The 23,786-nt window shown below is 65.6% G+C and carries 20 protein-coding genes and 3 pseudogenes; 15 read left to right on the top strand and 8 right to left on the bottom strand.

Annotation, left to right across the window (positions count from 1 at the left end):
* Positions 1–233: 233 nt before the first annotated feature.
* From D575_RS0112225 to D575_RS14250, 3 genes and pseudogenes are all read left to right on the top strand, one after another.
* Entirely contained in the window at positions 234–1,271 is a 1,038-nt protein-coding gene (locus D575_RS0112225; RefSeq protein WP_018146208.1) for a DUF21 domain-containing protein, read from the top strand.
* Positions 1,272–1,291: 20 nt separating this feature from the next.
* Positions 1,292–1,619: pseudogene (locus D575_RS0112220) on the top strand (hypothetical protein); the annotation flags it as partial.
* A gap of 273 nt (positions 1,620–1,892) precedes the next feature.
* Positions 1,893–2,147, top strand: a pseudogene (locus tag D575_RS14250) (hypothetical protein); the annotation flags it as partial.
* 29 nt (positions 2,148–2,176) lie between these two features.
* Here the strand turns inward: D575_RS14250 and D575_RS0112210 are convergent.
* The 3 genes from D575_RS0112210 to D575_RS0112200 form a co-directional block, all read right to left on the bottom strand.
* Positions 2,177–2,563, bottom strand: coding sequence for a YajD family HNH nuclease (locus D575_RS0112210; RefSeq protein WP_018146206.1), 387 nt, complete (start codon positions 2,561–2,563; stop codon positions 2,177–2,179).
* Between the two features lie 70 nt (positions 2,564–2,633).
* Positions 2,634–3,668, bottom strand: a complete 1,035-nt coding sequence (locus tag D575_RS0112205) for an alpha/beta fold hydrolase (RefSeq protein WP_038032303.1) — start codon at positions 3,666–3,668, stop codon at positions 2,634–2,636.
* Entirely contained in the window at positions 3,658–5,679 is a 2,022-nt protein-coding gene (locus tag D575_RS0112200; RefSeq protein ID WP_018146204.1) for a site-specific recombinase, read from the bottom strand. Before D575_RS0112200 ends, D575_RS0112205 begins: the two co-directional genes overlap by 11 nt.
* Positions 5,680–5,945: 266 nt before the next feature.
* Between D575_RS0112200 and D575_RS0112195 the strand changes: the two genes are divergently transcribed.
* The 3 genes from D575_RS0112195 to D575_RS0112185 all read left to right on the top strand — a co-directional run bounded on the left by D575_RS0112195 (position 5,946) and on the right by D575_RS0112185 (position 8,500).
* Positions 5,946–6,560 (top strand): BMC domain-containing protein, encoded by a 615-nt coding sequence (locus D575_RS0112195; RefSeq protein WP_018146203.1) that lies wholly within the window; start codon positions 5,946–5,948, stop codon positions 6,558–6,560.
* Position 6,561: 1 nt separating this feature from the next.
* The gene (locus tag D575_RS0112190) at positions 6,562–7,134 is read left to right on the top strand and encodes an NUDIX hydrolase (protein WP_018146202.1); all 573 of its coding nucleotides are present in this window, start codon (positions 6,562–6,564) and stop codon (positions 7,132–7,134) included.
* A gap of 76 nt (positions 7,135–7,210) precedes the next feature.
* Positions 7,211–8,500, top strand: a complete 1,290-nt coding sequence (locus D575_RS0112185; protein ID WP_018146201.1) for a TlpA disulfide reductase family protein — start codon at positions 7,211–7,213, stop codon at positions 8,498–8,500.
* Positions 8,501–8,644: 144 nt separating this feature from the next.
* Here D575_RS0112185 and D575_RS14420 read toward each other — a convergent pair.
* Positions 8,645–8,743 (bottom strand): annotated as a pseudogene (locus tag D575_RS14420) (rhodanese-like domain-containing protein); the annotation flags it as partial.
* Positions 8,744–8,924: 181 nt separating this feature from the next.
* Here D575_RS14420 and pgaA point away from each other — a divergent pair.
* The 4 genes from pgaA to pgaD are packed head-to-tail and all read left to right on the top strand — an operon-like array spanning position 8,925 to position 15,197.
* The gene (gene pgaA / locus D575_RS0112180; protein WP_018146200.1) at positions 8,925–11,321 is read left to right on the top strand and encodes a poly-beta-1,6 N-acetyl-D-glucosamine export porin PgaA; all 2,397 of its coding nucleotides are present in this window, start codon (positions 8,925–8,927) and stop codon (positions 11,319–11,321) included.
* Positions 11,321–13,375, top strand: a complete 2,055-nt coding sequence (gene pgaB / locus D575_RS0112175) for a poly-beta-1,6-N-acetyl-D-glucosamine N-deacetylase PgaB (RefSeq protein WP_018146199.1) — start codon at positions 11,321–11,323, stop codon at positions 13,373–13,375. The genes pgaA and pgaB overlap by 1 nt, the downstream gene beginning before the upstream one ends.
* A gap of 9 nt (positions 13,376–13,384) precedes the next feature.
* Positions 13,385–14,647: a poly-beta-1,6-N-acetyl-D-glucosamine synthase gene (pgaC, locus tag D575_RS0112170; RefSeq protein ID WP_018146198.1), complete on the top strand. Its 1,263-nt coding sequence runs from the start codon at positions 13,385–13,387 to the stop codon at positions 14,645–14,647.
* Between the two features lie 34 nt (positions 14,648–14,681).
* Positions 14,682–15,197 carry a poly-beta-1,6-N-acetyl-D-glucosamine biosynthesis protein PgaD gene (gene pgaD / locus D575_RS0112165; RefSeq protein WP_018146197.1) on the top strand — a complete coding sequence of 172 codons (516 nt, stop codon included), beginning with the start codon at positions 14,682–14,684 and terminating at the stop codon, positions 15,195–15,197.
* 112 nt (positions 15,198–15,309) lie between these two features.
* Here pgaD and D575_RS0112160 read toward each other — a convergent pair whose 3' ends face one another.
* Complete coding sequence (locus D575_RS0112160) at positions 15,310–15,984, bottom strand: rhodanese-like domain-containing protein (protein WP_038032300.1); 675 nt, start codon at positions 15,982–15,984, stop codon at positions 15,310–15,312.
* Positions 15,985–16,256: 272 nt separating this feature from the next.
* Here D575_RS0112160 and D575_RS0112155 point away from each other — a divergent pair, with 272 nt between their 5' ends.
* The gene (locus tag D575_RS0112155) at positions 16,257–16,847 is read left to right on the top strand and encodes an Sbal_3080 family lipoprotein (RefSeq protein WP_018146195.1); all 591 of its coding nucleotides are present in this window, start codon (positions 16,257–16,259) and stop codon (positions 16,845–16,847) included.
* 35 nt (positions 16,848–16,882) lie between these two features.
* Here the strand turns inward: D575_RS0112155 and D575_RS0112150 are convergent, their stop codons facing one another.
* The 3 genes from D575_RS0112150 to D575_RS0112140 form a co-directional block, all read right to left on the bottom strand.
* Positions 16,883–18,187, bottom strand: coding sequence for a redoxin domain-containing protein (locus D575_RS0112150; RefSeq protein WP_018146194.1), 1,305 nt, complete (start codon positions 18,185–18,187; stop codon positions 16,883–16,885).
* A 108-nt stretch (positions 18,188–18,295) separates the two neighbouring features.
* Positions 18,296–19,810 (bottom strand): GGDEF domain-containing protein, encoded by a 1,515-nt coding sequence (locus D575_RS0112145; protein WP_018146193.1) that lies wholly within the window; start codon positions 19,808–19,810, stop codon positions 18,296–18,298.
* 111 nt (positions 19,811–19,921) lie between these two features.
* A complete protein-coding gene (locus D575_RS0112140; RefSeq protein WP_018146192.1) occupies positions 19,922–20,155 on the bottom strand; it encodes a hypothetical protein in 234 nt (77 codons plus the stop codon).
* A 137-nt stretch (positions 20,156–20,292) separates the two neighbouring features.
* Here D575_RS0112140 and D575_RS0112135 point away from each other — a divergent pair, with 137 nt between their 5' ends.
* From D575_RS0112135 to D575_RS0112120, 4 genes are all read left to right on the top strand, one after another.
* On the top strand, positions 20,293–21,609 hold the full coding sequence (locus D575_RS0112135; RefSeq protein WP_018146191.1) for a rhodanese-like domain-containing protein: 1,317 nt from the start codon (positions 20,293–20,295) through the stop codon (positions 21,607–21,609).
* Between the two features lie 220 nt (positions 21,610–21,829).
* Entirely contained in the window at positions 21,830–22,474 is a 645-nt protein-coding gene (locus D575_RS0112130; RefSeq protein ID WP_018146190.1) for a TetR/AcrR family transcriptional regulator, read from the top strand.
* On the top strand, positions 22,471–22,962 hold the full coding sequence (locus D575_RS0112125; protein ID WP_018146189.1) for a DsrE family protein: 492 nt from the start codon (positions 22,471–22,473) through the stop codon (positions 22,960–22,962). The genes D575_RS0112130 and D575_RS0112125 overlap by 4 nt, the downstream gene beginning before the upstream one ends.
* A 70-nt stretch (positions 22,963–23,032) precedes the next feature.
* Positions 23,033–23,533, top strand: a complete 501-nt coding sequence (locus tag D575_RS0112120; protein ID WP_026182152.1) for a DsrE family protein — start codon at positions 23,033–23,035, stop codon at positions 23,531–23,533.
* Positions 23,534–23,786: the final 253 nt, after the last annotated feature.

Genomic DNA, 23,786 nt, shown 5'->3' with positions numbered 1-23,786 from the left:
AGATCCTCCTGTAGCGTATTCGGTGGCCCGACCGGCCGTTTCCTGACGTACCGGGCCGCTGTGGCGCCGGCCCGACAGGCATCGGCCCCATCTCCGAGTGTAGATGTTTTGCCGGTTTGCGGGTGCGGCTTGGCATGACGAAACGTACGTTCCGTGCGGGCGCGCACGGCTTGCCACGCGGTACCCTGAAGCCTCTCCCGTTCGTGCGCCGTGTTGCCCAAGGAAAAGACCCCATGAGCGTCCTCACCTGGCTGGGTATCCTCGTCTGCCTGTCCCAATCGGCGATTCTGTCCGGACTCAATCTCGGACTGTTCTCGCGCAGCAAGCTGGAGCTGGAGGTCGAGGCGCAGAAGGGCGACCGGCGCGCGGAGCGCCTGCTGGCCCTGCGCGCCGATGCCAACTTTGCCCTGGTGACCATTCTCTGGGGAAACGTCTCCGTCAACGTGCTGCTGGCGTTGTTGTCGGGTTCGGTGATGGGCGGCGTGGCGGCATTCCTGTTCTCTACCGTGGTGATCACGATCTTTGCCGAGATTCTGCCGCAGTCCTACTTTTCGCGGCATGCCCTGCGGGTCGCGGGGGCGCTGTATCCACTGCTGCGCTTCTACCAGATCCTGATGTACCCGGTGGCACGGCCCACTGCCTGGGTGCTGGACCGCTGGCTGGGGGGCGAGGAGATTCGCTTCTTCCCCGAGCGGGATCTGCATCACCTGATCGACCTGCACATGCAGGCCCACGGCAGCGAGATTACCCGGGTCGAGGGGCGGGGCGCGCGGAATTTCCTCGAGCTGGACGACATCCTGGTGCAACACGAGGGCCAGGCGCTGGCCCCGGACAGCGTGATCACGCTGGACTTCGAGGCCGGGCGTCCGGTGTTCCCGGCGATCGAGCCCCGTACCGATGATGCGTTCCTGCGTCGACTCAATGGGCCGGGTCGCAGCTGGATGGTGGTCATCGATCCCGAGGGCGAGCCGCGCACGGTGATCCGGGTCGCGGATTTTACCCGCGAGGCGCTGTTTGCGCCGGAGCGGTTCGATCCCCACCATCACTGCCATCACCCGCTGGTCGTGCGTGATGGCAGCCACCGGCTGGGCAGCCTGGTACCCCATTTCCGGGTGCGCCCGGCCAGCAGCGGCGACACGGTGGTTGGGGACGACGTGATCCTGCTGTGGACCGATAGTCAGCGCCGGATATTGAGTGGGTCGGATATCCTTGGGCGCCTCTTGCGTGGTGTCGGCCGAGAGGCCCCTGCGGACACGCCGGCGCCGGTTTGATTGCCATGCCGGGAGGACGAATGGAGTTCAGGAGCGTGGGAGGGGCGGGGATTGCCCCCTATCTGGAGGATGTTGCACGCCTGCGCATCGCAGTCTTCCGCGAGTGGCCATATCTCTACGACGGCAGCGCGGAGTACGAAGAGCGGTATCTGCAGGACTACGTCGACTGCCCGGACAGTACGCTGGTACTCGCGCTGGAAGGTGATCGCGTCGTGGGGGCCTCCACTGCGCTGCCGCTGGCTGCGGCCGAGGCGGAGTTCCAGACACCGTTCCGCGCGCAGAACCTGGATCCCGCGGCGTACTACTACCTCGCGGAGTCAGTGCTGGAGCCGGAGTTTCGCGGCTAGGGAGACGCTGATTGAATCGCGCGCTCGCGCTCGAGTCGCTTTTGCGTGCGAACAAGGCGCGGCGACTGCCTCTGCACAAGGGAGCCGCAACGCTGTTCGCGCGCAAAAGCGGCCGAGCCCCTGCATTCAATCGCTTGTGGGGTTGGTGCCCCCTGTTCCCCGATCCTGCGTTGCGCCGCTTGCGGGTAGAACCACTACCCGCTGCACGACGCGCCTTGTCTCGGAAAACAGGGGGCACCAACGCGAGAGCGCGATTCAATCAGCGTCTCCCTCGGGAGCCGGGCACCGGTTCTTCGACGAGCGCGAGGCGGCAGCGCGGCGCCTGGGCTTTGCCCATGCCACCTTCTGCGCGGTGGTGCGCCCGGAGGATCACCCGCGACGCCCGGCCGGTTACCGGCCCCTGGACGGGTTCTGGAAGAAGCGCGGCTACCGGCGCGCCGAGGGGCGGGTTGGCCACTTCCCGTGGCCGGATATCGGCGAGAGGCAGGAGAGCCTCAAGCCATTGCAGTTCTGGTGGCGCCGGCTCTGACCCGATGCCGACTCCAGCCCGCAGTCGTTCTACGCCTTCGAGTCGTCGCCGCCCCGGTCGTTCGTGTCAAGCAACCCGGCCAGCCCGGCAAACGGGTTGTGGGTGGCCGAGGAGGTGCTCGCCGTATTCCCGCTGCCCGGAGTGGCGTCGGTGTAGCGCTGGTGTTCGTTGTCGTGGCAGTACAGGCACAGCAGCTCCCAGTTGCTGCCGTCGGATGGATTGTTGTCGTGGTTGTGGTCGCGGTGGTGCACGGTTAGCTCGCGCAGATTGACGCGGGTGAATTCGCGCCCGCAGCGGCCGCATACCCACGGATACATCTTCAACGCTTGCTCGCGGTAGCCCTGTTCCCGTTCCGCCTGATCGCGGCGGCTGCGGGCAACCAGGTCGTCGAGGCGGTTGGGGGTCGAGTGGCTCATAGGGCGTTCTCCGAAGGTTGGCTGGGTCCACCGTAGCGCCAGCGCGCGGTGGTGGCCAGAGAAACCCGAGTCAGTGCTTTTCGCGCAGGTACTGCGCCAGGGCGTCGGGCGAGCGTTCGTGGCCCGAGGGGAGGCTTCCTTGGGGGTCCCGCAGCCAGGCGGCGATGTCGTCGAACGTGGTCTCGGCCCCGGTATACCGGGTCAGCATGTGATAGCCCTCGGGGTACAGCGCGGCCCGATGGTCATCGGATCCCTGGGCGCTCAGGGCCTCCAGCAGGCGCGCCAGGGGCAAGGGTGGCACCAGATCGTCGCGCGCTCCGTACAGCGTCAGGCTCGGTGGGGGCAAAGCCGGGCCCGCCTCCAGCGCGTGGGTCATCAGGGTGGTCAGGCCGTCCAGGGCATCGATGCGGGCATCACGCAACACCAGCGGGTCGTCACGCATCTGTTGTAGCACCGCGGGGTCATCGGTGGGGTGGATGTCGAGGTCAGCGGCCATCTCGCCGTCCAGGCGCCAGCCGGGCGCCAGGCGCGTCCCGAGCCACAGGCCGAAGCGCTGATACCAGGGCATGTCGCCACGGCTCCAGACCGCCGGGGCGATCAGGACCGTGCCGGCGACCCGGGGCGATGCAGTGGCGGAATCGGTCGTTTCCTCCATCGCCAGCAGCGCGACAGCGCCGCCCATGCTCTTGCCGATCAGGTAGGGCGTCTGGTCGGGGTAGCGCTCTTGCAGCAGCCGGAGTGCGGTGCGGGCGTCCTCGGCCAGCAGGCGGTGACCGGACCAGTAGCCAGCGTTGCGCGTGGCTCCGAAGCCGCGCTGGTCATAGGCATACACCGCAATGGCGTGCCCGGCCAGCGCCTCGCCCAGCGCCTGCATGCTGCCACCGTGGTCGTTGAAGCCGTGCAGGGCCAGCACAACCTGCTCGGGGGTGTCCGGCCCCCAGCGGTGCAGCGGCAGCCGGTCGCCATCCGTCGTGTGGATCACCTCGGAGGCGATCATCGGGGTGCGGGTCTCGTCACCGGAGGGGCTGGGTACCGTCCCGGCACAGCCGGCGAGCGATAGCGCGAGTGTCGGCGCCAGCAGACGCAAGGCCCTGCTAACGAGCATCGGACTCGTCGTCGCCTCCGTTGGTCGTGGTCTGCGCGCCGGGCGGGAACAGGAATTCGCCCGGACGTTCGCGCAGGTGGCGACCATAGGCGCGAACGACGCGGCCAAAGGTCCCGATGCGCACGCCACGGGCGCGCAGCGCAACGTACAGCGCGAGCCCGAAGCTGACCCACAGGTTGACCGCCCCGATCAGCAGCACGAACCCCAGAAACAGGACGAACATGCCCAGCCCGGGCGCTTCGCTGGCGGTGACATAGCCGAGGTTGGCCGAGGCAAAGGCGACGTGCTGGATGTCCAGGGGCAGGTTCAGCAGGTAGCCGACATATCCGGTCACTCCCAGAAGCACGCCGAACAGGAAGTTGCCGATCAGTGCACCGTAGTTGTGGCCGATCCAGTCGGCCAGGCGGTGGCGTGCCCCGGTCGGCAGCAACCGGCGCAGCAGCGGATGCTCGCGCAGGCGGCCGGGCAGGTCGAGGTAGGCGCAGCGGTTGTCGAAGAAGCCCGCAATCAGGCCGGAGACGAACAGCCAGACTCCGGCGATCGCGGCAAAGAATAGCGCCAGGCCCATGATCGGGTGCAGCCCGTCCACGAGGTAGTCGACCTCACGACCGGACAGGACTGGTGCGCTGAACAGACCCGCCGCAAACAGACCGATCAGGATGGCGGTCGGCAGCGCGATGCCCACGTTGCCGAGTACGGCGGCGAACTGCGAACGGCCCACCCGCATCAGGAGATCGGCCATCGTTCGTGGATCGGCTGTGCCGCGTTCGCTTTCTTCGATGGCGGCGGCCAGACGCGCGGCGGTCATGGCCGGCTGCTTGGTGGCCACGGTGAAATGCAGGATGTGGATCAGCACAAAGCCGAGGCCGTAGTTCAGGCTCACCCACAGGGTGTTGACCGCGTGGGACAGTCCCAGGGATTCGATCTGGATTTTGATCAGGGCCATGACCGCGATGATCAGCCCGGCGCCGGCTCCGGAGCGCAGCATCTGGAAGTATTCGCCGCGCGACTGCGTGATGTAGTGCTCGCCGGTGTCGCTGACTTGCTGGGTGATGCTGCGCGAGACCAGCTTGATGTTGTCCTGCCACAGCGCGCGTACGCCGTGCTGGCGGGCGCTGATGGTGATGAGTTCGCGGAACACCCCGACCGAGGCCGCGCGCGTGTCGCGGTCCGCGTCCGGCTCCAGCAGGTCCAGTAGCTTGTGAATGCGGCCGAGGGTCTGGTCCAGACGTTCCAGAAGGTGGGTGAGCGACAGGCTGTTGCCATGGGTGATGGCCAGCTGGCGCAGGCGCGCGATCTGCTCGCTGCACTGCTCCAGTAGCACCCGGGCATGGCGGTCATCCATGCGCTCGTGATCGGGGTCTTCCAGCGCGGCGCGGTAGTCACGCACGTAGGCGGAGATCTCGCGCTCCTGGGCGACAAAGGCCGAGTTGTGCTCGGCGATCGATGGGTCCAGGCGCAGCAGTTCCGGCTCCAGCTCCTCCGCGGCCACCCAGATCGACAGCATCTCCAGGGCGTAGAGGATCTCCTCGCGCGCCCGTTGCAGGACCCCGGGGTGTTCCCCGGTCAGGCAGCCCAGGGCCTCCAGCAGGCGCCACCAGGCATCATCCGGCAGGGCCGCAACCCAGGCGGCGTCATCGGTCTGGTGAAACACGTGATAAAGCACGTCTTTCAGGTCGCCCCGGTCCATCGGGCGCGGATTGATCCGCTCGTAGATCAGCTCCGCGGCCTCGCGGAAGAAACCCTTGCGCGAGAACAGCCCGATCCCGGTGTACAGCGTCAGGTGCCGGGCGTCCTCCAGCCCGTCCTCCAGGCGCTCACGCAGCCGGTCCTGCAGGCGCGGGTTCTCGCCCAGGGCGAGGGTTAACTGCTCAATACGGGAGATCACCGGCGCGACATTGCGCGGGTCTTCCGGGCGCAGCCAGTCCACGAGCTGGCGCAGGGTCTCGGCCAGATCGAGATCGGCGTCTTCCACGCTGGCGAGGAGGTGTTCCGCATCCTGCTTCGGCATGACAATCCCTGTGGCTGCGGGGTTGGCGTTGCATTATACGAGCGTCTTCCCGGGACGTGTGGCCGCCCGAAGGCCGGCCCCTGAAGGCACTCAACGTTGAGCTTGGCGCGCGCTGCGTTCACAATACGTCCTCCAATTCTCCCGCGTGTGCACGCGAGCCCGCCCATTTCGGGGCGGCTTGCATGAGGCGTGCGCGAATTCCCGCGCGGGTTCGGGCCGCAACGTGCGGGAACCATGGGCCGCGGGCCCTGGCCCAGAGCGAATCGATGATCCAGCTGCGCACCTACGTCTACATGGATTCCCTCCAGCCGCAGCTGGCGGAATACATGGCTACGGTCTCCCAGGGCTTCCTGCCCGTTCCGGGAGACTCCTGCCTGTGGGTGGAAGTGTCCCCGGGGATGGCGGTGCACCGCCTGACCGACGTCGCACTGAAGGCGACCAACGTGCACCTCGCGCAGCAGGTGGTGGAGCGCGAATTCGGCTCCATGGTGATTCACCATCGCAGCCAGAGCGAGGTGATCGAGGCCGGCCGGGTGCTGCTGGAGCGTCTCGGTGCCAGCCAGGAGGACCGCCAGCCCTGTCGCATCCCGTGGCAGGAGACCATCCGTGGGATGACCCCGGACCACACCGTGTTGATCAACCGCCAGAACCGCCGCGGGAACATGATCCTGCCGGACCAGAGCATGTTCATCCTCGAGGCGGAACCGGCCGGCTACATCATTTATGCCGCGAACCAGGCACTGAAGGCATCCAATGTTTCGCTGATCGACGTGCGCGCAGTCGGCGCTTTTGGTCGCTTGACCCTCGCGGGACGGGAAGGCGACGTGGACGAGGCGGCGCGTGCGGCGATCCACGCGCTGCACAACCCCGCCGGGACCTGAGATGCATCGCGCCCAGCTGCTGGACCTGCTCGCCCGACACCAGACGACCTTCATCGAGGAGGCCGGCTACGTCCGCCGCGCCCTGGAGTTCGTCAGCGAGCACCCGGACTGCTTCCACTGCGATCTCCTGCCCGCGCATGTAACCGGTTCCGCCTGGGTGGTCAGCCCCGACCGTGAGCAGGCCCTGTTGCTGCTGCACGGCAAGCACCACCGCTGGTTCCAGCCCGGCGGGCATGCCGACGGCCAGGCCGACATCCTGCAGGTGGCGCTGCGCGAGACCCACGAAGAGACTGGCCTCGCCCCCGAGCAGATCCGCCTGGTGGAAGAGGATGTCTTCGATCTCGATATCCACACCATCCCGGCCAGCCCGCATTTCCCGATGCACGAGCACATCGACGTGCGCTTCCTGCTGGAAATCGACGACCGCCTGCCGGTGCCCGGCAGCGACGAGTCGAACGACATCCTCTGGGTGCCGCTGCAGCACGTCTCGCGCTACAACAACTGCCGTTCCCTCTGGCGCATGGTGGAAAAGACCCGCCGTCTACGCACGTTCCGGCATACGCACCCGCGCTGACCCAATCCCTCGGGGCTCTTCCGGGCGGCGTTCCCGCGGGCATGACGGGACGCTATAGTCGCGGTTGGTTCCCTTGATGGATGCCCGCGTGTCGACACGATTCCTGCCGCGTCTGTGCCTGCTGCTGTCTCTGCTTCTGCTGTTTCCGCCGGCGGGTGCCGGAGAGGTTGAATCGCGGACGTTGACAGTCACCGATCCGGCCGGCGTCGACCTGGGCGTCACCGTGTACCCGGCCACTGGCGATCGGCTCTACCTGTGGCTGCTTCCGCAGGCGGGCGAACACGCCAACCATGCGCGCTTCGGGCACGAGCTGGCGGCGATGGGCGTGGAGGTCTGGCAGGTCGATCTGCTGGATGCCCATTTCCTCCCGCGCACCAATGAGAGCATGCGCAGCCTGGATGGCGTCAGTGTGGCCGCATTGCTGCGCGCGGCGCACGCGCAGACCGGCAAGCAGGTGATGCTGGTCGCCTCGGGCCGCCCGGCGATCACCGCCCTGCGCGGCCTGCGTCAGTGGCAGGAGGACGGCCCCGAAGCGGCCTACGTACTCGGTGCGGCGCTGGCCTTCCCCAACCTGATGGTCGACACGCCGGTGGCGGGTGCCCACGCCGAGTTCGTCGATGTGGTGCGTGCTACCAGTCTGCCGGTCTTTCTGCTGCAGCCCGCACAGGGCGTCTATCGCTGGCACCTGGACGACATCCTGACCGACCTGCGCCGCGGCGGCAGTGCGGTGTTCGTGCAGACGGTCCCGGATGTGCGCGACTTCTATTACCTGCGCCGCACCGATCCCGAGCCGGAGGAACAGGCCGCGGCCGAGCGCCTGCCTGCGCAACTGCTGCAGGCGGGCCGGCTCCTGGCCAGCGTCCCGCGCCCGCTGGCGGCCGCGCCGCTGCCGGAGGCCACCCGTGCGATCGAAGTCGGCCGCGGGCTGGTGGCGCGCGATCGTCCACGGCCGGTCGCGGACTTCGCGCTGACCGATCACCTGGGTGACGAGCAGTCGCTGTCCGATTACGACGGCCAGGTGGTGCTGCTGAATTTCTGGGCCAGCTGGTGTCCGCCCTGCGTGCACGAGATCCCGTCGATGAACCGCATGGCCGAGACCCTGGGCGAGGGCTTCGCCATCGTATCGGTCAATTATCAGGAAAGCGCCGAGCACATCACGGCCTTCATGCAAGAGGTGCAGGTGGATTTCCCGGTCCTGATGGACTTCGACGGACGGGTGGCTGCCGATTGGCGCGTTTTTGCCTTCCCCAGTTCGTTCATTCTCGATCGTGACGGCCGCGTGCGCTATTCGGTCAACAGCGCCATTGAGTGGGACGACCCCGATGTCATCGCCACGGTCGAGGCCTTGATGGCGGAGCCGAAGTAGCTGATTCGCTGCCTGGCGGAGTCACCGCCGATTCGCCACCCATTCCGTCCTTGCGAGCACCGCGAAGTAATCGGGTGGGGCTGTGCCCTGGTCTGGCCGATGGCGTCGCTGCGCTTGCAACGACGAGGCAGGTGTCCTCTCGGGCTAGCCGTCGGTCTCGCCCTCGACCGTGGTCAGGCCGAAGGCGTGCCACATCTGCATGCCGCCGCGGTACCACTTGAGGCGCTCGGCCGGGTAGCCGAGGCCCCCGAATCGGCTTCCGGGAGGATTGTTAATATCCGGTCTCCTGCATGTTGTATGTGATAGCCTTCACAAAAATGAAAGGTCGCGGGTTAGGGGGCTGATGGACAGGGGAGTGGAGTATGACCGGGCGCGCATGCCCAGGGTCTTTGTCGGGAAGTGGGCACGGGTCACTTGCGGCGTTTTGCTGCCATGGATCCTGTCGGTCCCCGGCTACGCTGCAACTCTGGACCAGCAGCGCGAACAGGCCGTTGCACTTGCCCAGGAAGGGCGGGTGATCGAGGCCGCCGAGCGTTTGCGTGCGCTGGAGGCCCGCTCCCCGAATCAGCCCCGCCTGCAAGCGGACCTGATTGTTGTGTTGCGTCTGGTCGGGGACAACGCCGCGATCGTCTCTCGAACCCAGGACCTCGATCCCGAGTCCGTCCCGGACTATGCCCACATGAGCTGGGCCTTCGCCCTGCGTGACGAAGGCGAATTTGCGGCAGCGGCGACTATCCTGCGCGACTCTAGGAAAAGGCTGGGTAGTTCCGCGCAGATCCTTTTCGCCGTGGCCAGCGCCGAGGCAGGTGATGCAGCAACGGCGCGCCAGGCCCTTGCGGAAATTGACCCCTTGCCCGAATCGGTTCAGGAGCTGGCTCTGATGGCGTATGGCTTGCGCCAGTCGGATACACCGCGTCAGGCTCTGGCAATGGCCAATCGTGCGCGCGCGCGCGATCCACTGCATCCTCTTGCATTCCAGGAGCAGACCCTTTCCCTGTGGACTCTTGGCGCCAGCAACCGGGCGTTGTCCGCGATGCAGGAGCGGCCGGATCTGTTCGAGGACGGTGTTCGCTATCAGGCCGAGGCGGATGCGATCGCGGCGGATATCCGGCAGGCACTGGATATCCGCTCCGAGCTGGAGGCCGAAGGACGCCACGAAGAGCGGGACCGGGAGCTGAATCGGGTCCTGGCCAGCGCGGACGAATTTCTTTCGCGCATCCCGGAGGCGCATCCGCAGCATTTGCGGGTCCGTTTCGATCGAATCGCCTTGTTGCGGGAACTCGAGCGAATGCCGGAGACGGTCGCGGCATTCGAGGCACTACCGGACCGCACGATCGCACCGGCCTATGTGCGTCGGGCGGCGGCCGATGCCTACCTGGCTGAAGAGCAACCCGAAACGGCCCTGCCCCTGTACGAGTCCCTGGTTCCGGAGGACGAGCCGCCGGAGGTCTCGTTGCTGCTGGACCTCTATTACACGCACATCGCGCTCGAGGAATATTCCGCGGCGGCGGCTCTGCTTGAGCGCGCCCAGCGCCACACGCCGGTCTGGCTGGAAATCGATCCGGATCGTGATCCGATCCCCAACTGGGAGCGGGTCGACGTCGATCAGCTTCGGGTGTACGACGCGGCCTATCGCCAGGATCTCGATCGAGCCTGGGAACGCAGTGGAGAACTGGTCCGTCAGGCTCCGGCCCACACCGGTCTGCGGAACACCCAGGCGCGCATGGCTCGCTGGCGCGGCTGGCCGGCGCGCTCGCGTGACATCACCGAAGTGGCGGAGCGCTGGGCGCCCGATGCACGGGATACGCGACTCAATCGGGCGGAGAATGCGCGCGACCTGGGCGAGCACGACACCTGGGTCCAGGAAGTCGAGTCCCTGCGGGCCGATTATCCCCGGAGTACGGATGTTCAGCGCCTGTCCGAAGAGCTGGAAGACCGTGGCCGCCCCTCCATCGAGAGCGAGGTCGTTTTTGGCCGGACATCGGGTGGCGAAGGGCTGGTAAGCGGTGATCGCGACCGGGAATGGCGTACCCGACTGAATTCGCCCTGGTCCGATCATCCACTTCGGGCCTTTCTGGAACATCGCTACACCACGGCGTCATTCGGCGATACCGATGGACGCTATGACCGCATTGGTGCGGGCATCGAGTGGGACGCGCGGCGCCAGCAGGCCTGGTTGCGCTTCGATCGTGATCTCAAGGGGGATGCCAATCCCGGGATCGCGGCCGGATGGTCGCGGTGGCTCGGTGACCACTGGCGGATCGGCGTCGAAGCGGACAGCTACTCGATGGAGACGCCCTTGCGGGCGATCGATGCGGGTCTGAAAGGCTGGTCGGCCTCAGCTTCCGTGGACTGGCGGGCCCACGAATCCCTCTCGGCGTATGCCAACGTGGGCCTGTTGTCGATTGATGACGGCAATCACCGGAGCTCGCTGGGCGGGGGCGTCACACGACGAGTGTATGCCAGTGCCCACCACACGACCGATGTGGGCGCCGATTTCTTTTTCCAGAACAACAGCCAGCCGGGCGGACCCTATTTTAACCCGGAGCAGTCGGCCAGCACCTCCGTTCGGGTGGACCACGACTGGATTACCTGGCGTGACTACGACCGGGCCTTTACGCAACATTTTCACGCCGCGGTCGGTACGGGCTACCAGTCCGGGTTTGGCAGTGACCCGACGGTGGCGCTGCGCTACGAGCATCGCTGGGATCTGGATCGTCGCTGGTCCGTCGACTACGGCCTCGGCTGGGGTTCCACTACCTACGATGGTGACCGGGAAGACCGGCTGTTCGGGCTTGTGCGCCTGCGAGGGACCTTCTGATGCGTCGTCTTATGATCATCCTGCTGATGCTTGCGGGGGTATCGCATGGCCTGGTGCATGCGCAGGACGCCTTCACCATCCCGGGTGGGCACTTCCTCGCGCTTTCCTATCATGATGTACGCGACGACGTGCAGCCGGGGAGGGATGCGGACCCGTACGCCGTCAGCACGCAGCGGCTGGTGGAATGGTTTGACTGGATGGAGCGGCAGGGGTGGCGGCCGGTTTCGTTGCAGCAGATCGTTGATGCCCGCGAGGGAAGGGAGCCGCTGCCGGCCAATGCGGTGCTGCTGACCTTCGATGATGGTCTGGCCAGTGTCTACAGCCACGTGTTCCCGTTGTTGCAGGCCTATGAGTATCCGGCGCTGGTCGCGCTGCAGACCGGTTGGTTGGAGACCGTCTGGGCGGGCGAGGATGTCACCTACAACCCCGAGACATTCGCGGATGTCGCGAGCCCCGAGCCGGCAGCAGATCAGCCCCCGCCCGGGACCGTCACGTACAACGAAGCGCCGCTCGGAGCCGAGGGCTTTCTGGCGCTGTCCGAGTTGCGCGAGATGCAGGCATCGGGGCTGGTGGAATTCGCCAGTCACAGTCACGACCTGCATCGCGGCATCCTGGCCAACCCGCAGGGGAACGAGCAGCCAGCGGCCATTACGCGTCGTTATGACCCGGAAAGCGGCCGTTACGAGGACCACGACACGTTCCGTCAGCGGATCCTCGATGACATGCGGGCCAGCAGTGCCTCGCTGGAGGCGATGGTAGGTGTTGCGCCGCGCGCCATCGTCTGGCCCTACGGCGCTCACAGTGCGGAGGTGGACGCACTGGCGACGGAGGCCGGGATGCCCTGGTCGATCTCGCTAGGCGCGGACCCGGTCAACCACCCGGAACAAGCGCGGGTCAACCGCTTGCTGATCAGTGGAGATCCGCGGCCGGTACAGATTGCGCAGAGCGCGCGTCCCGAATCCGCGACACGTGCGACATCGCCGCAGCCACAGCGGGTGGTCCATGTGGATCTTGACTACGTCTACGATCCCGATCCGGAGCAGACCAATCGCAATCTCGGTGTACTCCTGGACCGCATCCAACGGATGCAGGTCCGCACGGTCTACCTGCAAGCCTTTGCCGACCCGAACGGTGATGGCAACGCGGATGCGTTGTACTTTCCGAATCGGCACCTGCCCGTGCGTGCCGACTTGTTCAATCGCGTCGCCTGGCAGCTGCGGACGCGGGCCGGGGTGCGTGTGTATGCCTGGATGCCTCTGCTCTCGTTCGATTTGCCCGACCGGGACCTCCATGCCGCGCTATCGGTGCGCCGGCCCGGACCCGAAGGTGCCCCCGTTCCGGCGGACCGCGACTATCGCCGCTTGAGCCCGTTTCTCCCCCGGTCTCTGGAGATTGTCGGCGATATCTATGCGGATCTCGGGATGGCGGCAAGCGGTATCGCCGGGGTGTTGATCCACGACGACGCCTATCTGGCCGCCGACGAGGACCTGGCGGCCTGTCAGGGCGGAGCGCGCTGGCCCGGAACGGACCGCCCGCTCTCGGATTGCACTCTGCGGCCGGAGGAGAAGACCCAGGCCCTGATCGATTTCGGGGACGAGGTGATCGGCCGGCTGCGCTATTTCACCAATCTGTCTCTCGAATTTCGCACCGCGCGCAACCTGTATGCGCGGGTGATTCTCGAACCGGAAGCCGAGGAGCGGTTCGCCCAGGCGCTGCCCGCTGCGGTCGAGGCATACGACGAGGTCGCCATCATGGCCATGCCCTGGCTGGACGGGACCGAGCTTCCGCCGGATGTCTGGCTGGCCCGACTCGCGGATGCGGTGGAGGAGCAGATCGGGGGCTTCGAGGACGTTGTATTCGAGTTGCAGGCGCGTGACTGGCGCGGCGAAGGCCGCTGGCTGGAAGCGACGCTCTTGCGCGACTGGATGGAGCAGCTTGTGCGGCGCGGGGTGCTGAACTTCGGGTACTACCCGGACGACTTCCTGCGGGATCAGCCGGAATTCGGCCCCACGTTCGAGGGCATGTCTCTGAATGCCTTCCCTCATCCGCGATAGGGAGTCGGCATGACCTTCAACGCCCTGACCAATTTTGCCTTCTTCTACCCGCTAATCATGGCCTGGGTCTGGATCATTGGGGGCGTCTGGTATTACCTCCGCTGGGAGCGCCGCAAGGGGGCCGACCCCGATCATCCGCCCGACAGTGGCAGTCTGGCTGCGTGCAGCATCATCATTCCTTGCTTCAACGAGGCAGAGGTGATTCGCGACACGATCCATTACGCCCATGCGAGCGAGTACCACGACTTCGAGATCATCGCCGTCAACGATGGCAGCAGCGATGCAAGCCCCGAGATCCTCGAACAATTGACCCACGAGTATCCCCGTCTGCGCGTGGTGCACCTGGCCAGCAATCAGGGCAAGGCCGTTGCCCTGCGGACCGGGGCACTGGCGGCGCAGAACGACTTTCTGATCTGTATCGATGGCGACGCGTTGCTGCATCCGAACGCCGTGGCCTGGATGATGTTCCACCTGACTTCGGGTCCCCGAGTGGGCGCCGTTACCGGTAACCCGCGCATCGTCAACCGCAGCAGCCTGCTGGGCAAGCTTCAGGTTGGGGAGTTCTCGGCCACCATCGGTCTGATCAAGCGCGCCCAGCGAGTCTACGGGCGCATATTCACCGTCTCGGGAGTGATCGCGGGTTTTCGTCGCACGGCCCTCGATCGGGTCGGGTACTGGAGCAGCGACATGGTCACCGAGGACATCGATATCTCCTGGCGGCTCCAGCTTGACCACTGGGATATACGATACGAGCCCAATGCGCTGTCTTACATCTACATGCCGGAGACTCTGGCAGGACTTTGGCGTCAGCGCCTGCGCTGGGCTCAAGGGGGGGTGGAGACGGTGCTCCGCCACGGCGCCAGTCTGTTCCATTGGCCCAAGCGGCGGCTATGGGGCGTGGCCCTCGAGTATGTGGTCAGTATCGTCTGGGCCTACGTCATGTTTGTCATCATCCTTGTGGCCTTGCTGGGTCTGGTTATCGAGCTTCCGGAAGGCTGGATCCAGCCGGGGCTTCTGCCGCAATGGGCGGGCGTAATTCTCGGACTGACCGCGCTGATGCAGTTCCTTGTCAGTTTGATGATTGATCGTCGCTACGAGGTCGATGGCCGGTTTTTCCGCAATTATTTCTGGGTGATCTGGTATCCACTGGCGTTCTGGCTGTTGTCCATGGTCACCACGGTCGTGGCGGTCCCGCGCGCCCTTCTCAAGCGTTCCGGAGAGCGTGCTCGATGGATCAGCCCGGATCGCGGGCTGCGGCCCCCGGAAGAATGAGCCCATGAAGCACTTGCGACCGCGTGTTCCCAAAATGATCGACCGCTCGGATCTGGAGCCGAGTAGAAAGCGCTATATCAGTCAGTTGGTCAGTCTCGTTGGATGGGGCATCTGGATCTACCTGTTCACACCCCTGATCGCATTGGTCGGGTGGGCGCTGGGCGTGGAGTTGTTCGAGCGCTACATCCTGGATGACCCCATGGGCACGTTGCGGGCAATTCAAACGTACGCCATCACGATTGTCTCGGCGGGCGTGATCTTCATAGGGTGGGCCGGTTACAACTGGTTCCGCTTTTACAACAAGGAACGTCGGCGCGCACCGGAACCGGTCGGGACCGAGGAGTTGGCCCGGCATTTCGGCATCGATCGTGACGAGGCCGAGATTATCGCAACGGCTCGCATTGTGACGGTTCATTTTGATGAGACCGCACGGATCGTCGATGTCCAGACCATGGTTCCGCGAGCTCCATCGGAGCTCGCAGGCGATTCCGACGAATCCAGTGACTCTGACCCGCCGGCGGACCCGAATGGGGAGCGCCGCTACGGCTGACTGGCGGTGGTTTCTTTGTACGCCCGTTATTGGTCGGCCTTGCCGCCCGCGGGGTTACCTACACGCCGGATTGCTTCGCAGCGCTCGCAATGACGAGATGGACGTGAACGGGCTAGTCGCTGGTCTCGCCCTCGACCGTGGTCAGGCCGAAGGCGTGCCACATCTGCATGCCGCCGCGGTACCACTTGATGCGCTCGGCCGGGTAACCGAGGTTGGTCAGGGTGCGGATGTTGGTGGGTGACTGGCCGCACCAGGGGCCGTTGCAGAACAGCACCAGGGTCTTTGCCCGGCTGAAGTCGTAGAAGTCGCCGTCGAAAATTGCGCCGAAGTCTTCGGTCAGCACGTTGCGCACGTCGTCCGGGTCCGCGCCGGAGGCAAAGTGCAGGCGGTCCCAGGGGATGTTGACGGCGCCGGGGATGGTGCCGCGGCGGTATTCGCGCGGGGTGCGCGAATCGATGATCACCAGGTCGTCGTGCTCCGTGGTCTGCTGGAGGTAGTCGATGAACTCCAGCTCGCCCAGGGTCTCGACGCCGGGCCCAAGGCTCATCGGCTGGATACAAAACGGCGGGCAGGGCCGTGCGATCTGTGCGTAGTCGAGGTCGATGGTTGCGAAGGTGTCCTGGTCGCGGGTCACCGTTACCAGTTCGTCGCCGTGGCGCACCTCGAACTCGGCCATGTCGGTGGTGATGCCGACCTCTGTTTCCGCGAATGCCGGAGCGCTCAGGAACAGGACCGCCGCTGCGAGCAGGTTTGATCGCACTTTTGGTGCGGTAAAGGGTGCTTTCATGGGGGAGGCTCCGCTATGTCTCTCATACCTCGAACGTAGACTCGAACTGCGGCGATTGCGCGAAATAATGCCTGCCCGCGTGGGCATTTCCTGACCCGGTAACGTCCTGCACAAGGGGGCGCGCGATCCATCTGGTGGGGGGTGACCGATGATGTACGGACGCCTTGATATTCGGGGGGTCGTGCAGGTCTGGTAGGGTGCGCGCTCGCTCGCGCGGGGCAGGTGCGCGCAGGATTGCGTCCAGAGGAAGGAAGGTGTTTGTGTTGCGAGGAATGCGTACGTTCTGGGTGGCCGGCATTGCGCTGGTGGCCACCGGGTGTTCCATCACCCAGTCGATCGAGCCGCTGGATGCGGTGGATGTCAGCCTGGTCTGCGTGCTCGACAACCCCGAGATCCACATGGCTGGATTTCAGCCCGAGATGCGCGAACTGATCGAGCAGCGAGGCATCCGCACGGACGTCTATTCCGGTTCCCGCCCTGCACGGTGTTCGCATTACCTGGAACACACCGCGAACTGGAAGTGGGATCTGGCAATGTACCTCTCGTACGCCGATCTTCGCGTCTATGACGCCCAGGGCCTGGCGGGGCAGGCCACCTACGATGCCCGCAGCGGTAGCGGGCGGATGGACAAGTTCGGGCCGACCCGAGAGAAGCTTGCGCCGCTAGTGGACGAGCTGTTTGCGCAAGTGAATGCCGTGGAGTTGATCCGCGGAGGTGAACAGGCGGATCAGGAACGCGTTGAAGACTCCGACGGCCGTTCGGTCGAGGCGCGACTGGAAGAGCTGGATCGCTTGCACGACCGGGGGCTGATTACCGAAGCGGCCTACGAGGAGCGTCTGCGCGCCATCCTGGCGGATCTTTAGCACACCCCGCGCGGCGCCGCGCCCTTTCCGGGCCGCTATGCGTCGTCGTCCAGCAGGTCGCGGATCTGGTCGGTCACGCCGGGTTCGGTCCATTCGATGGCGCCGAACAGGTAGTAGCGCAGGCGGCCCTTGCGGTCGACGACGTAGCTGGTGGGGTAGGCCATCGCGCGCCAGTCGTCGAGGGAGTCCTGTTCCGGATCGAGGAGGATGGTGAACTCGGTCTGCACCTCGTCCTCGATGAAGCGGCGGATAGTGTCCTTGTCCTCTCCCAGGTTCACCGCCAGGATGCGAAAGCCTTGGTCGCGCAGTTCGTCCTCCAGCAGTTGCATGGACGGCATCTCGTGCACGCAGGGCGGGCACCAGCTGGCCCAGAAATTGATCAGCACCACCTCGCCGCGATAGTCCTCCAGTCGATGGATATCCCCCGCCAGGTCGGGCCGCTCCAGCGGCGGGGCCGCCACGGGTTCATCCAGGGCGTTGAGCTGTGCGTCGGTGCCGCTTGGGGTGCGTACCGTCAGGTCCGTGTCCGCTTCGGCCACGGCGGGCGTCCGTTGATGAGGCAGCCGCGTCAGCAGGTCCATGGCGAAGATCATCTCGCGGTGGAAGGTCTCGCTGGCGAGCCGCTCGGCTTCCGTCGCATCGGGGCGGAAGAAGAAGCGGTCGCGGATCCCGGGAAGCAGCCGCGCACCCACCGCGCTACTGCCCTCGGTCAGCCCGCTGCGAATCCGCCCGAGATGCTGGCGCTGGGGCGACTGGGCCGGTTGCAGGATGTACACCGGCAGATTAGTCAGCCGGACGATGGGTTGTAGTTCGGCCTCATCGGTATCCACCCCGGTATGCAGAAAGGGGCTGGTCATCAGCAGTCCGGCCAGGTAGTCGGCCTCGGGGTGGGCTTGTTGCCACTGGTACAGGCCGGTGAGCAGCCAGGGCAGGGCACGGTCATGCCCGAAGGCATAGACCGGTCGTCCGGTATCGGTGTGGGTTGCCTCGATCAGGTCCGTCACCGTGGCGGTGGGCATGTCGTCGAAGCTGGATGCCGCCTCGGGCAGGAAGTGGCCGCTGAACGGATCGACCAGCCAGGTCTCGACCCCGGCCGCCTGCAGCGCCAGCGCCTGTTGTCGATGGCCGTCCTGCAGGCCGTGTTCGGAAGGAAACCACAAAAGCACGGCGTCGCCATCGGCGCGATAGCGTTCCACCGGGATCTCGGCCCCGCCGGCCTCGATCGAGGCGGTGGCGTCGACTGCGCCCGTCGGGCCGTTCGCCTCCTGCGCCGGTGCGGCGAACGGGATCATCAGCAGGGCCGCGAGGGCAAACAGGCGTACGAGGATGCGGTGTGTCATGGAAACCTTGGTGAAGGGGCTCGGGAATAGACGCGCGAGAGCTTGATATTGCTCCACGGATCTCCTGCGGGGTGTCAGGATTGTGTTCGCCGTCGGGGATTCCGGTCCCTACAACGCGGGCATGCCTGCAACGGATATGGGTTCGGCGGGGGCGATGATGATGCGGTCACGTCCGCCGTCCTTCGCGGCATACAGGGCCTGGTCGGCGCGTCCCAGCAGCGAGTCCATGGTGTCGCCGGGGTGGAAGCTGGCGATCCCGGCCGAGCAGGTCTGGCCGTTGGGCATCGCGGTGCGCAGGCGTTCCAGCACGCGGCGGGCCTGCTGCGCATCAATGTGCGGGAATACCACCACGAACTCCTCGCCGCCAAAACGTGCCAGTAGGTCCGTGGGCCGCAGGATGGGACGCCAGGCATCCACCATGTCCTGCAGCAGGGCATCGCCGGCTGCATGGCCGTGGGAATCGTTGAAGCGCTTGAAGTGGTCAATATCCAGGAATGCGAGGTTGAGCGGGCCCTGGGTGCGTTCGGCGCGGGCGATCTCGCGGGTTAACTGTTCTTCCAGGTGGCGCCGATTGCCGGCCCCGGTCAGCGGGTCGGTACGCGAGAGGTTCTCCAGGCGCTTGGCCTGGTGCTGGGTCTCGCGCAGCAATCCAGCCATGCGGTACAACACCAGCAGGAACAGCAGGATGGAGGCGATCGCCGCAACGCGAATGATCTCCATCTCGCTGCCCGCCGTGAACAGGATCACCATCGGCACCAGGACGGACGCGGCGCCCAGCACGAGCAGACGCCGGCCGGAGAGTTCGGCGTGCGAGGTGTGTGCGCGCGGTTCGGTCTTGGCGGAAGGATGCCATGCCGCCGCCACGATGAGGGAATAGGCAATCAACCAGAAGGCATCGGTCAGTCCGCCCGCGGTGTACCAGCCGGTGGAGTTGCCGTGGGCGTAGAGCAGGTCGGCCGTCAGATAGGCGAGCATCCCCAGGAGGAGGAAGCTGTGGGCCGTGATGCCGGTTCGGTGGAGGAACACCAGGCGCAGGACCAGGGGCAGCAGGATCAGGTCCGCGACCGGATAGCCCGTGGATACCAGCAGTTGCAGCCAGGTCAGGTCGGGGTCGTAGGTGTAGGGTGCGATCAGCAGGGCCCACCCGAGCACCGCGGCCGAAATGCCCACGATCAGGGCATCCACAAACGCGCCGTCGTCGCGTGCGGTCTGGCTTCCCAGTTGCCACAGCGCGATGGCGAACAGCGGGTATACCGACAGGTAGAAGATATCCGCGGCTGAGGGGAAGGGTTCCAGGCCCTGCAGATCGAGCCAGTACCAGATGCCGTGGCCGATGGCCGCCAGCGTCAGTGCGGTGGCGATCAGGCCCCAGGCGGTCGCGGCGAATGGCCTCGGCCGGCGCAGTGCGGCGATGCCGACAGCGAGGGCAGCGCTTGTGGTGCCCAGCACGTAGAGACTGCTGGCCAGCAGGCCATAGGGCAGGGCGACATAGGTTGCGGTCAGCAGGAGGCCAATGCCCAGAAGAACCTGCCAGGTATCCGGCCGAACGGCCCGGGCGCCGCGATGGTTTCCCCCGTCAGCGCAGTGCGTGTCGTCGTGCTGGATACTGGCCCATTTCCCCATAGACAATATGGTGACAGACCGATTGCGGGTTGTCCCGTTTCGGCATGCCTCTTGAGCCGCTCAGCCGGGCGCCACGGGCTACAAATAGCCCGTGGCGCCCGGCAGGTTACGTTACAGGCCGATCAGTTCGGCGTGGACACCGGTCGCGGTTACCGTGTCCAGCAGCTTGCGGCTGTCGACCCGTTCCGGATCGTACTCCACCACCATCAGGTGGGGCCGTTCGTCGTGACTGGAGGCGGCCATGACGCCGGGGAGTTCACGCAGGGTGTCCTGGATGCGCTCGCGGGCCGCGTGGTCGGTGTTTTCGTCGATGTGGATGGTGACATCCGCCATGTGATTGCTCATTGGGGGTTCCTTCGGCTGCTGGGCCGTGTGCCTTTACCCTGAATATAGACACTGTACGGGGTGGCTCAAGCGGAGGCCTGGCCGGCGGCGGAACAGGGGGCTATGGTGGAGGGATGGACGCCAAAAGGAGAATCACGATGCGAGCGATCTGGCTGGGACTGGCCCTTGCCGCGGTAGGTAGTACCGCGCAGGCCGAAGAACTGACGGGCGACACGCTGCTGGAGGCCGCCAACGCCGAGATCACCAACATCGACAAGGAGGGCCTGCAGGAGTGGATCGCCAGCGAGCCGGACCATGTCGTGATCGACGTGCGCACCCGCACCGAGATCGAGCACACCGGCGGGCAGATCCGGTCCAGCGAGACGCTCAATATCCCGCGTGGCTGGATCGAGTTCGAGGTGCCCGGCGAGATCCCGGACAAGGACACCCCGATCGTCGTCTATTGCGGCCAGAACCTGCGCAGCGTGGCCGCCGCGCAGACCCTGCAGCAGATGGGCTACACCAACGTGCAGAACTACCCCGGCGGCTTCTTCGAGTGGCAGGACGCGGGCCTGCCACTGTACGTGCTGGACAAGGCGCGCGACTCGTTCCTTTATGACCGGCCGCAGGAGGTGACCGATGGCGTGTGGTCGGCGATTGGCGCGACCCAGCCCTCCACCTACGAGAACTCCGGCCACAACAACAACCTGTCGTTCATCATCACCGAGGACGGCGTGGTGGTGATGAACGCCGGCGACAACTACCTGCTGGCTAAATCACTGCACGAGGAGATCCGGAAGCTTACCGACCAGCCAGTGAAATACGTGGTGCTGGAGAACGCCCAGGGCCATGCCATGCTCGGCATGACCTACTGGCAGGAGCAGGGCGCCACGGTGATCGCGCACAAGGATGCCTGGCGCGAGATCGAGGCCAACGGCCAGGCCAGCCTGGAGGGTGCGCCCAACCGCACCCGTGACAAGGCGTTCATGACCGAGCTGGGTACGCCGGATGTGACCTTCGCCACGCGCCTCGACCTGGACATGGGCGGCGAGACCATCCAGATCCGCTACCTCGGACCGGGCCATGCCCCGGGCGATATCGCCATCTGGGCGCCCGCGCGCAAGGCGCTGATTACCGGCGACCTGGCCTTTCACCAGCGCATGCTCCCGATCTTCGATTACACCGATACCGCCGGCTGGATCGAGACCTGGCATGAACTGGAGGCCCTGGATGCCGACTACATCATCCCGGGCCACGGCGAGCCGGTGAATGACTTCGACGTGCTGCGCCGCTACACCCACGACTACCTCGTGCATCTGCGCGAGGAGGTCCAGCGCATCCTCGACGAGGGCGGCACGCTGAACGATGCCTACAACATCGACCAGTCCGCCTACCGCCACCTGGACACCTACGGTGAACTGCACCGCCAGAACGCCGGCCGCGTCTTCCGCACCATGGAGTTCGAGGACTTCTGAACCGGAATCCGGGTGCGGTGACCTGGTCATTGCGAGCGCAGCGAAGCAATCACCATCCATAACCCGGGCCGCCCATCCGCGGCCCGCCCCCTCCAGGGTATTGATCGGGCCTGTGCAGCGCATGGGCTCGATCGTTTTCCCGCGATGTATCGTGGCCGGCGTATGGCGTTTCGCATATGTTCGCGCTAAATTAGAACGAACGTTCGGTTCGGTTGTGGTGATGACGGAAAATCCGAGGCAATCGGTGCGCGGTGCCGCACTGCGCAAGCTCGTGCTGGATACCGCCCTGGAGCGGTTCAGTCGCGATGGCTATTTCAATACCTCCATCCATGACATCCGTCGCCAGGCCGGGGTCTCCATCGGCTCGATCTATCACCACTTCGGCAACAAGGAGGCGCTGGCCAAGGCGCTGTACGACGACCTGCTGCAACGCATGGACGCCGGCCTGGCCGAGGTAATGAGGCGCGAGAGTGACTGCCGTGCGCGCTGTGACGGGATCATCGCGTTCCTGTTCGTGGCCGCGATCGAGGCCCCTCAGACCCTGCGCTTCGTGCTGGAGGCGCGCCACCGCGAGTTTCTTCCGGACGAGCCACCGGTGTGTTCCTCGCAGCCGTTCCAGCGCATGCGCCAGTGCATCGAGCAGGGCATCGAGTGTGGCCAGGTACGACCGATGGAGGTTCCGGTAGCCGCCACCGCCGCATTCGGCGGCGCGATCCGCCTGTTGCACCTGCACCTCGACGGTGTCCTGGAACAACCGCTGGCGCACTACCTGGCCGAGACACAGGAGGCCGCTTGGCGGGCTATTGCCGTGACCCCGGTGGATCCATCCAATCCCGCTTCAACCCCGAAGGAGAGTCCCCAATGAAGATCGTTGCATCCCTGTTCCTGCTGCTGGCCCTGTCCCTGACCACCCTGAGTGTCCACGCCGACGTCCCCACCGATGCGCTTGCCCTGGAGGGCGTCGAGCAGGGCCGGGTGGTCTTCGACCTCAACAACACCGACCCGGAAATGCTCGCCCTGTACCTGATGGTGATTCGCGAGACGCATGAAGACTTGACCGACCAGGGTGTGGAACCGGACATGATCCTTGCCTTTCGCGGGCGGGCCGTGACCATGGTGTCCGAGGACCGCGAACGCTTCGATCTGACCGAGTTCGACCACCTCGACGCCATCGAGGAGCACGTGGCTGCGTTGAAGGAGAAGGGCGTTCGCATGGAGTCCTGTGCCGTGGCCACCCGCCTGTTCGGGGTCGAACATGGCGAGCTGCTGCCCGGCATCGAACCGGTGCGCAACACCTTCGTCTCCCTGACCGGCTATCAGGCGCAGGGCTACGCGGTCATCCCCATCTACTGAGTCCGATTGATTCAGGCTCCGAGTCCGGGGACGAGACACCCGGACCTAAACCACGAAAGGAGGAGTATCCATGCGAAACCGAATAGTGATCCTGCTGGTGGCCCTGCTGCTGCCGCTCGGGCTGGGTTCGACGGCCGCCGCCGAGGGCCTGGACAACCGTGAGGCGACCCAGGGCATCGAGACCATGCGGGCGGTCTACGACATGCGCAAGTCAGACCCGAACGTGATGCTCGCCTATTTGCGTGGCATCGCCACCAACCACGAGAACCTGATCAAGGAGGGTGTGGAGCCCGATCTGCGCATGGTCTTCATCGCCGAGGCCGTCAAGTTCATCACCACGGACCCCGAGCCGGAGATCGCCATCGACCACGGCGACACCCTGGAAGAGATCGCCACGGCCGTCGACCGCCTCGATGAGCTGGGCGTGAAGATGGAGGTCTGCGCCGCCGCGACCCGCGCCTACGGGGTGGACAACGACAAGGTGCTGGAGCCCATCCAGCCGGTCCGCAGTGGGTTCATCGCCGTCATGGGGTACCAGAACCAGGGCTACGCACTGGTCCCCGTCTACTGAGTTCCCGTCGGCCCTCACACGGGCCCGTTCTTGTCGTCGCAGGGAGGCGACGACTTTTTTGCCGGCAGCGGAGTGGAAAACCGCTGCGAACCCGTCCGGGGGACGTCGGGCGCACGGGGCATCCGCGACCCGGTCTCCCTGATCATCGATCCCTCCTCTATCGGCCTCGAGTGACGCCCTCCACTCGGCCCCGTGCTTTTCGAATACCATGCTGCGCGAGATTCGGGAGTTGCTCCGGCGGGAAACCTTGCGG

The organism is Thioalkalivibrio sp. AKL6 (assembly GCF_000376905.1).
Taxonomy (GTDB): domain Bacteria; phylum Pseudomonadota; class Gammaproteobacteria; order Ectothiorhodospirales; family Ectothiorhodospiraceae; genus Thioalkalivibrio; species Thioalkalivibrio versutus.
This window is presented reverse-complemented; position numbering and strand designations above follow the sequence as displayed.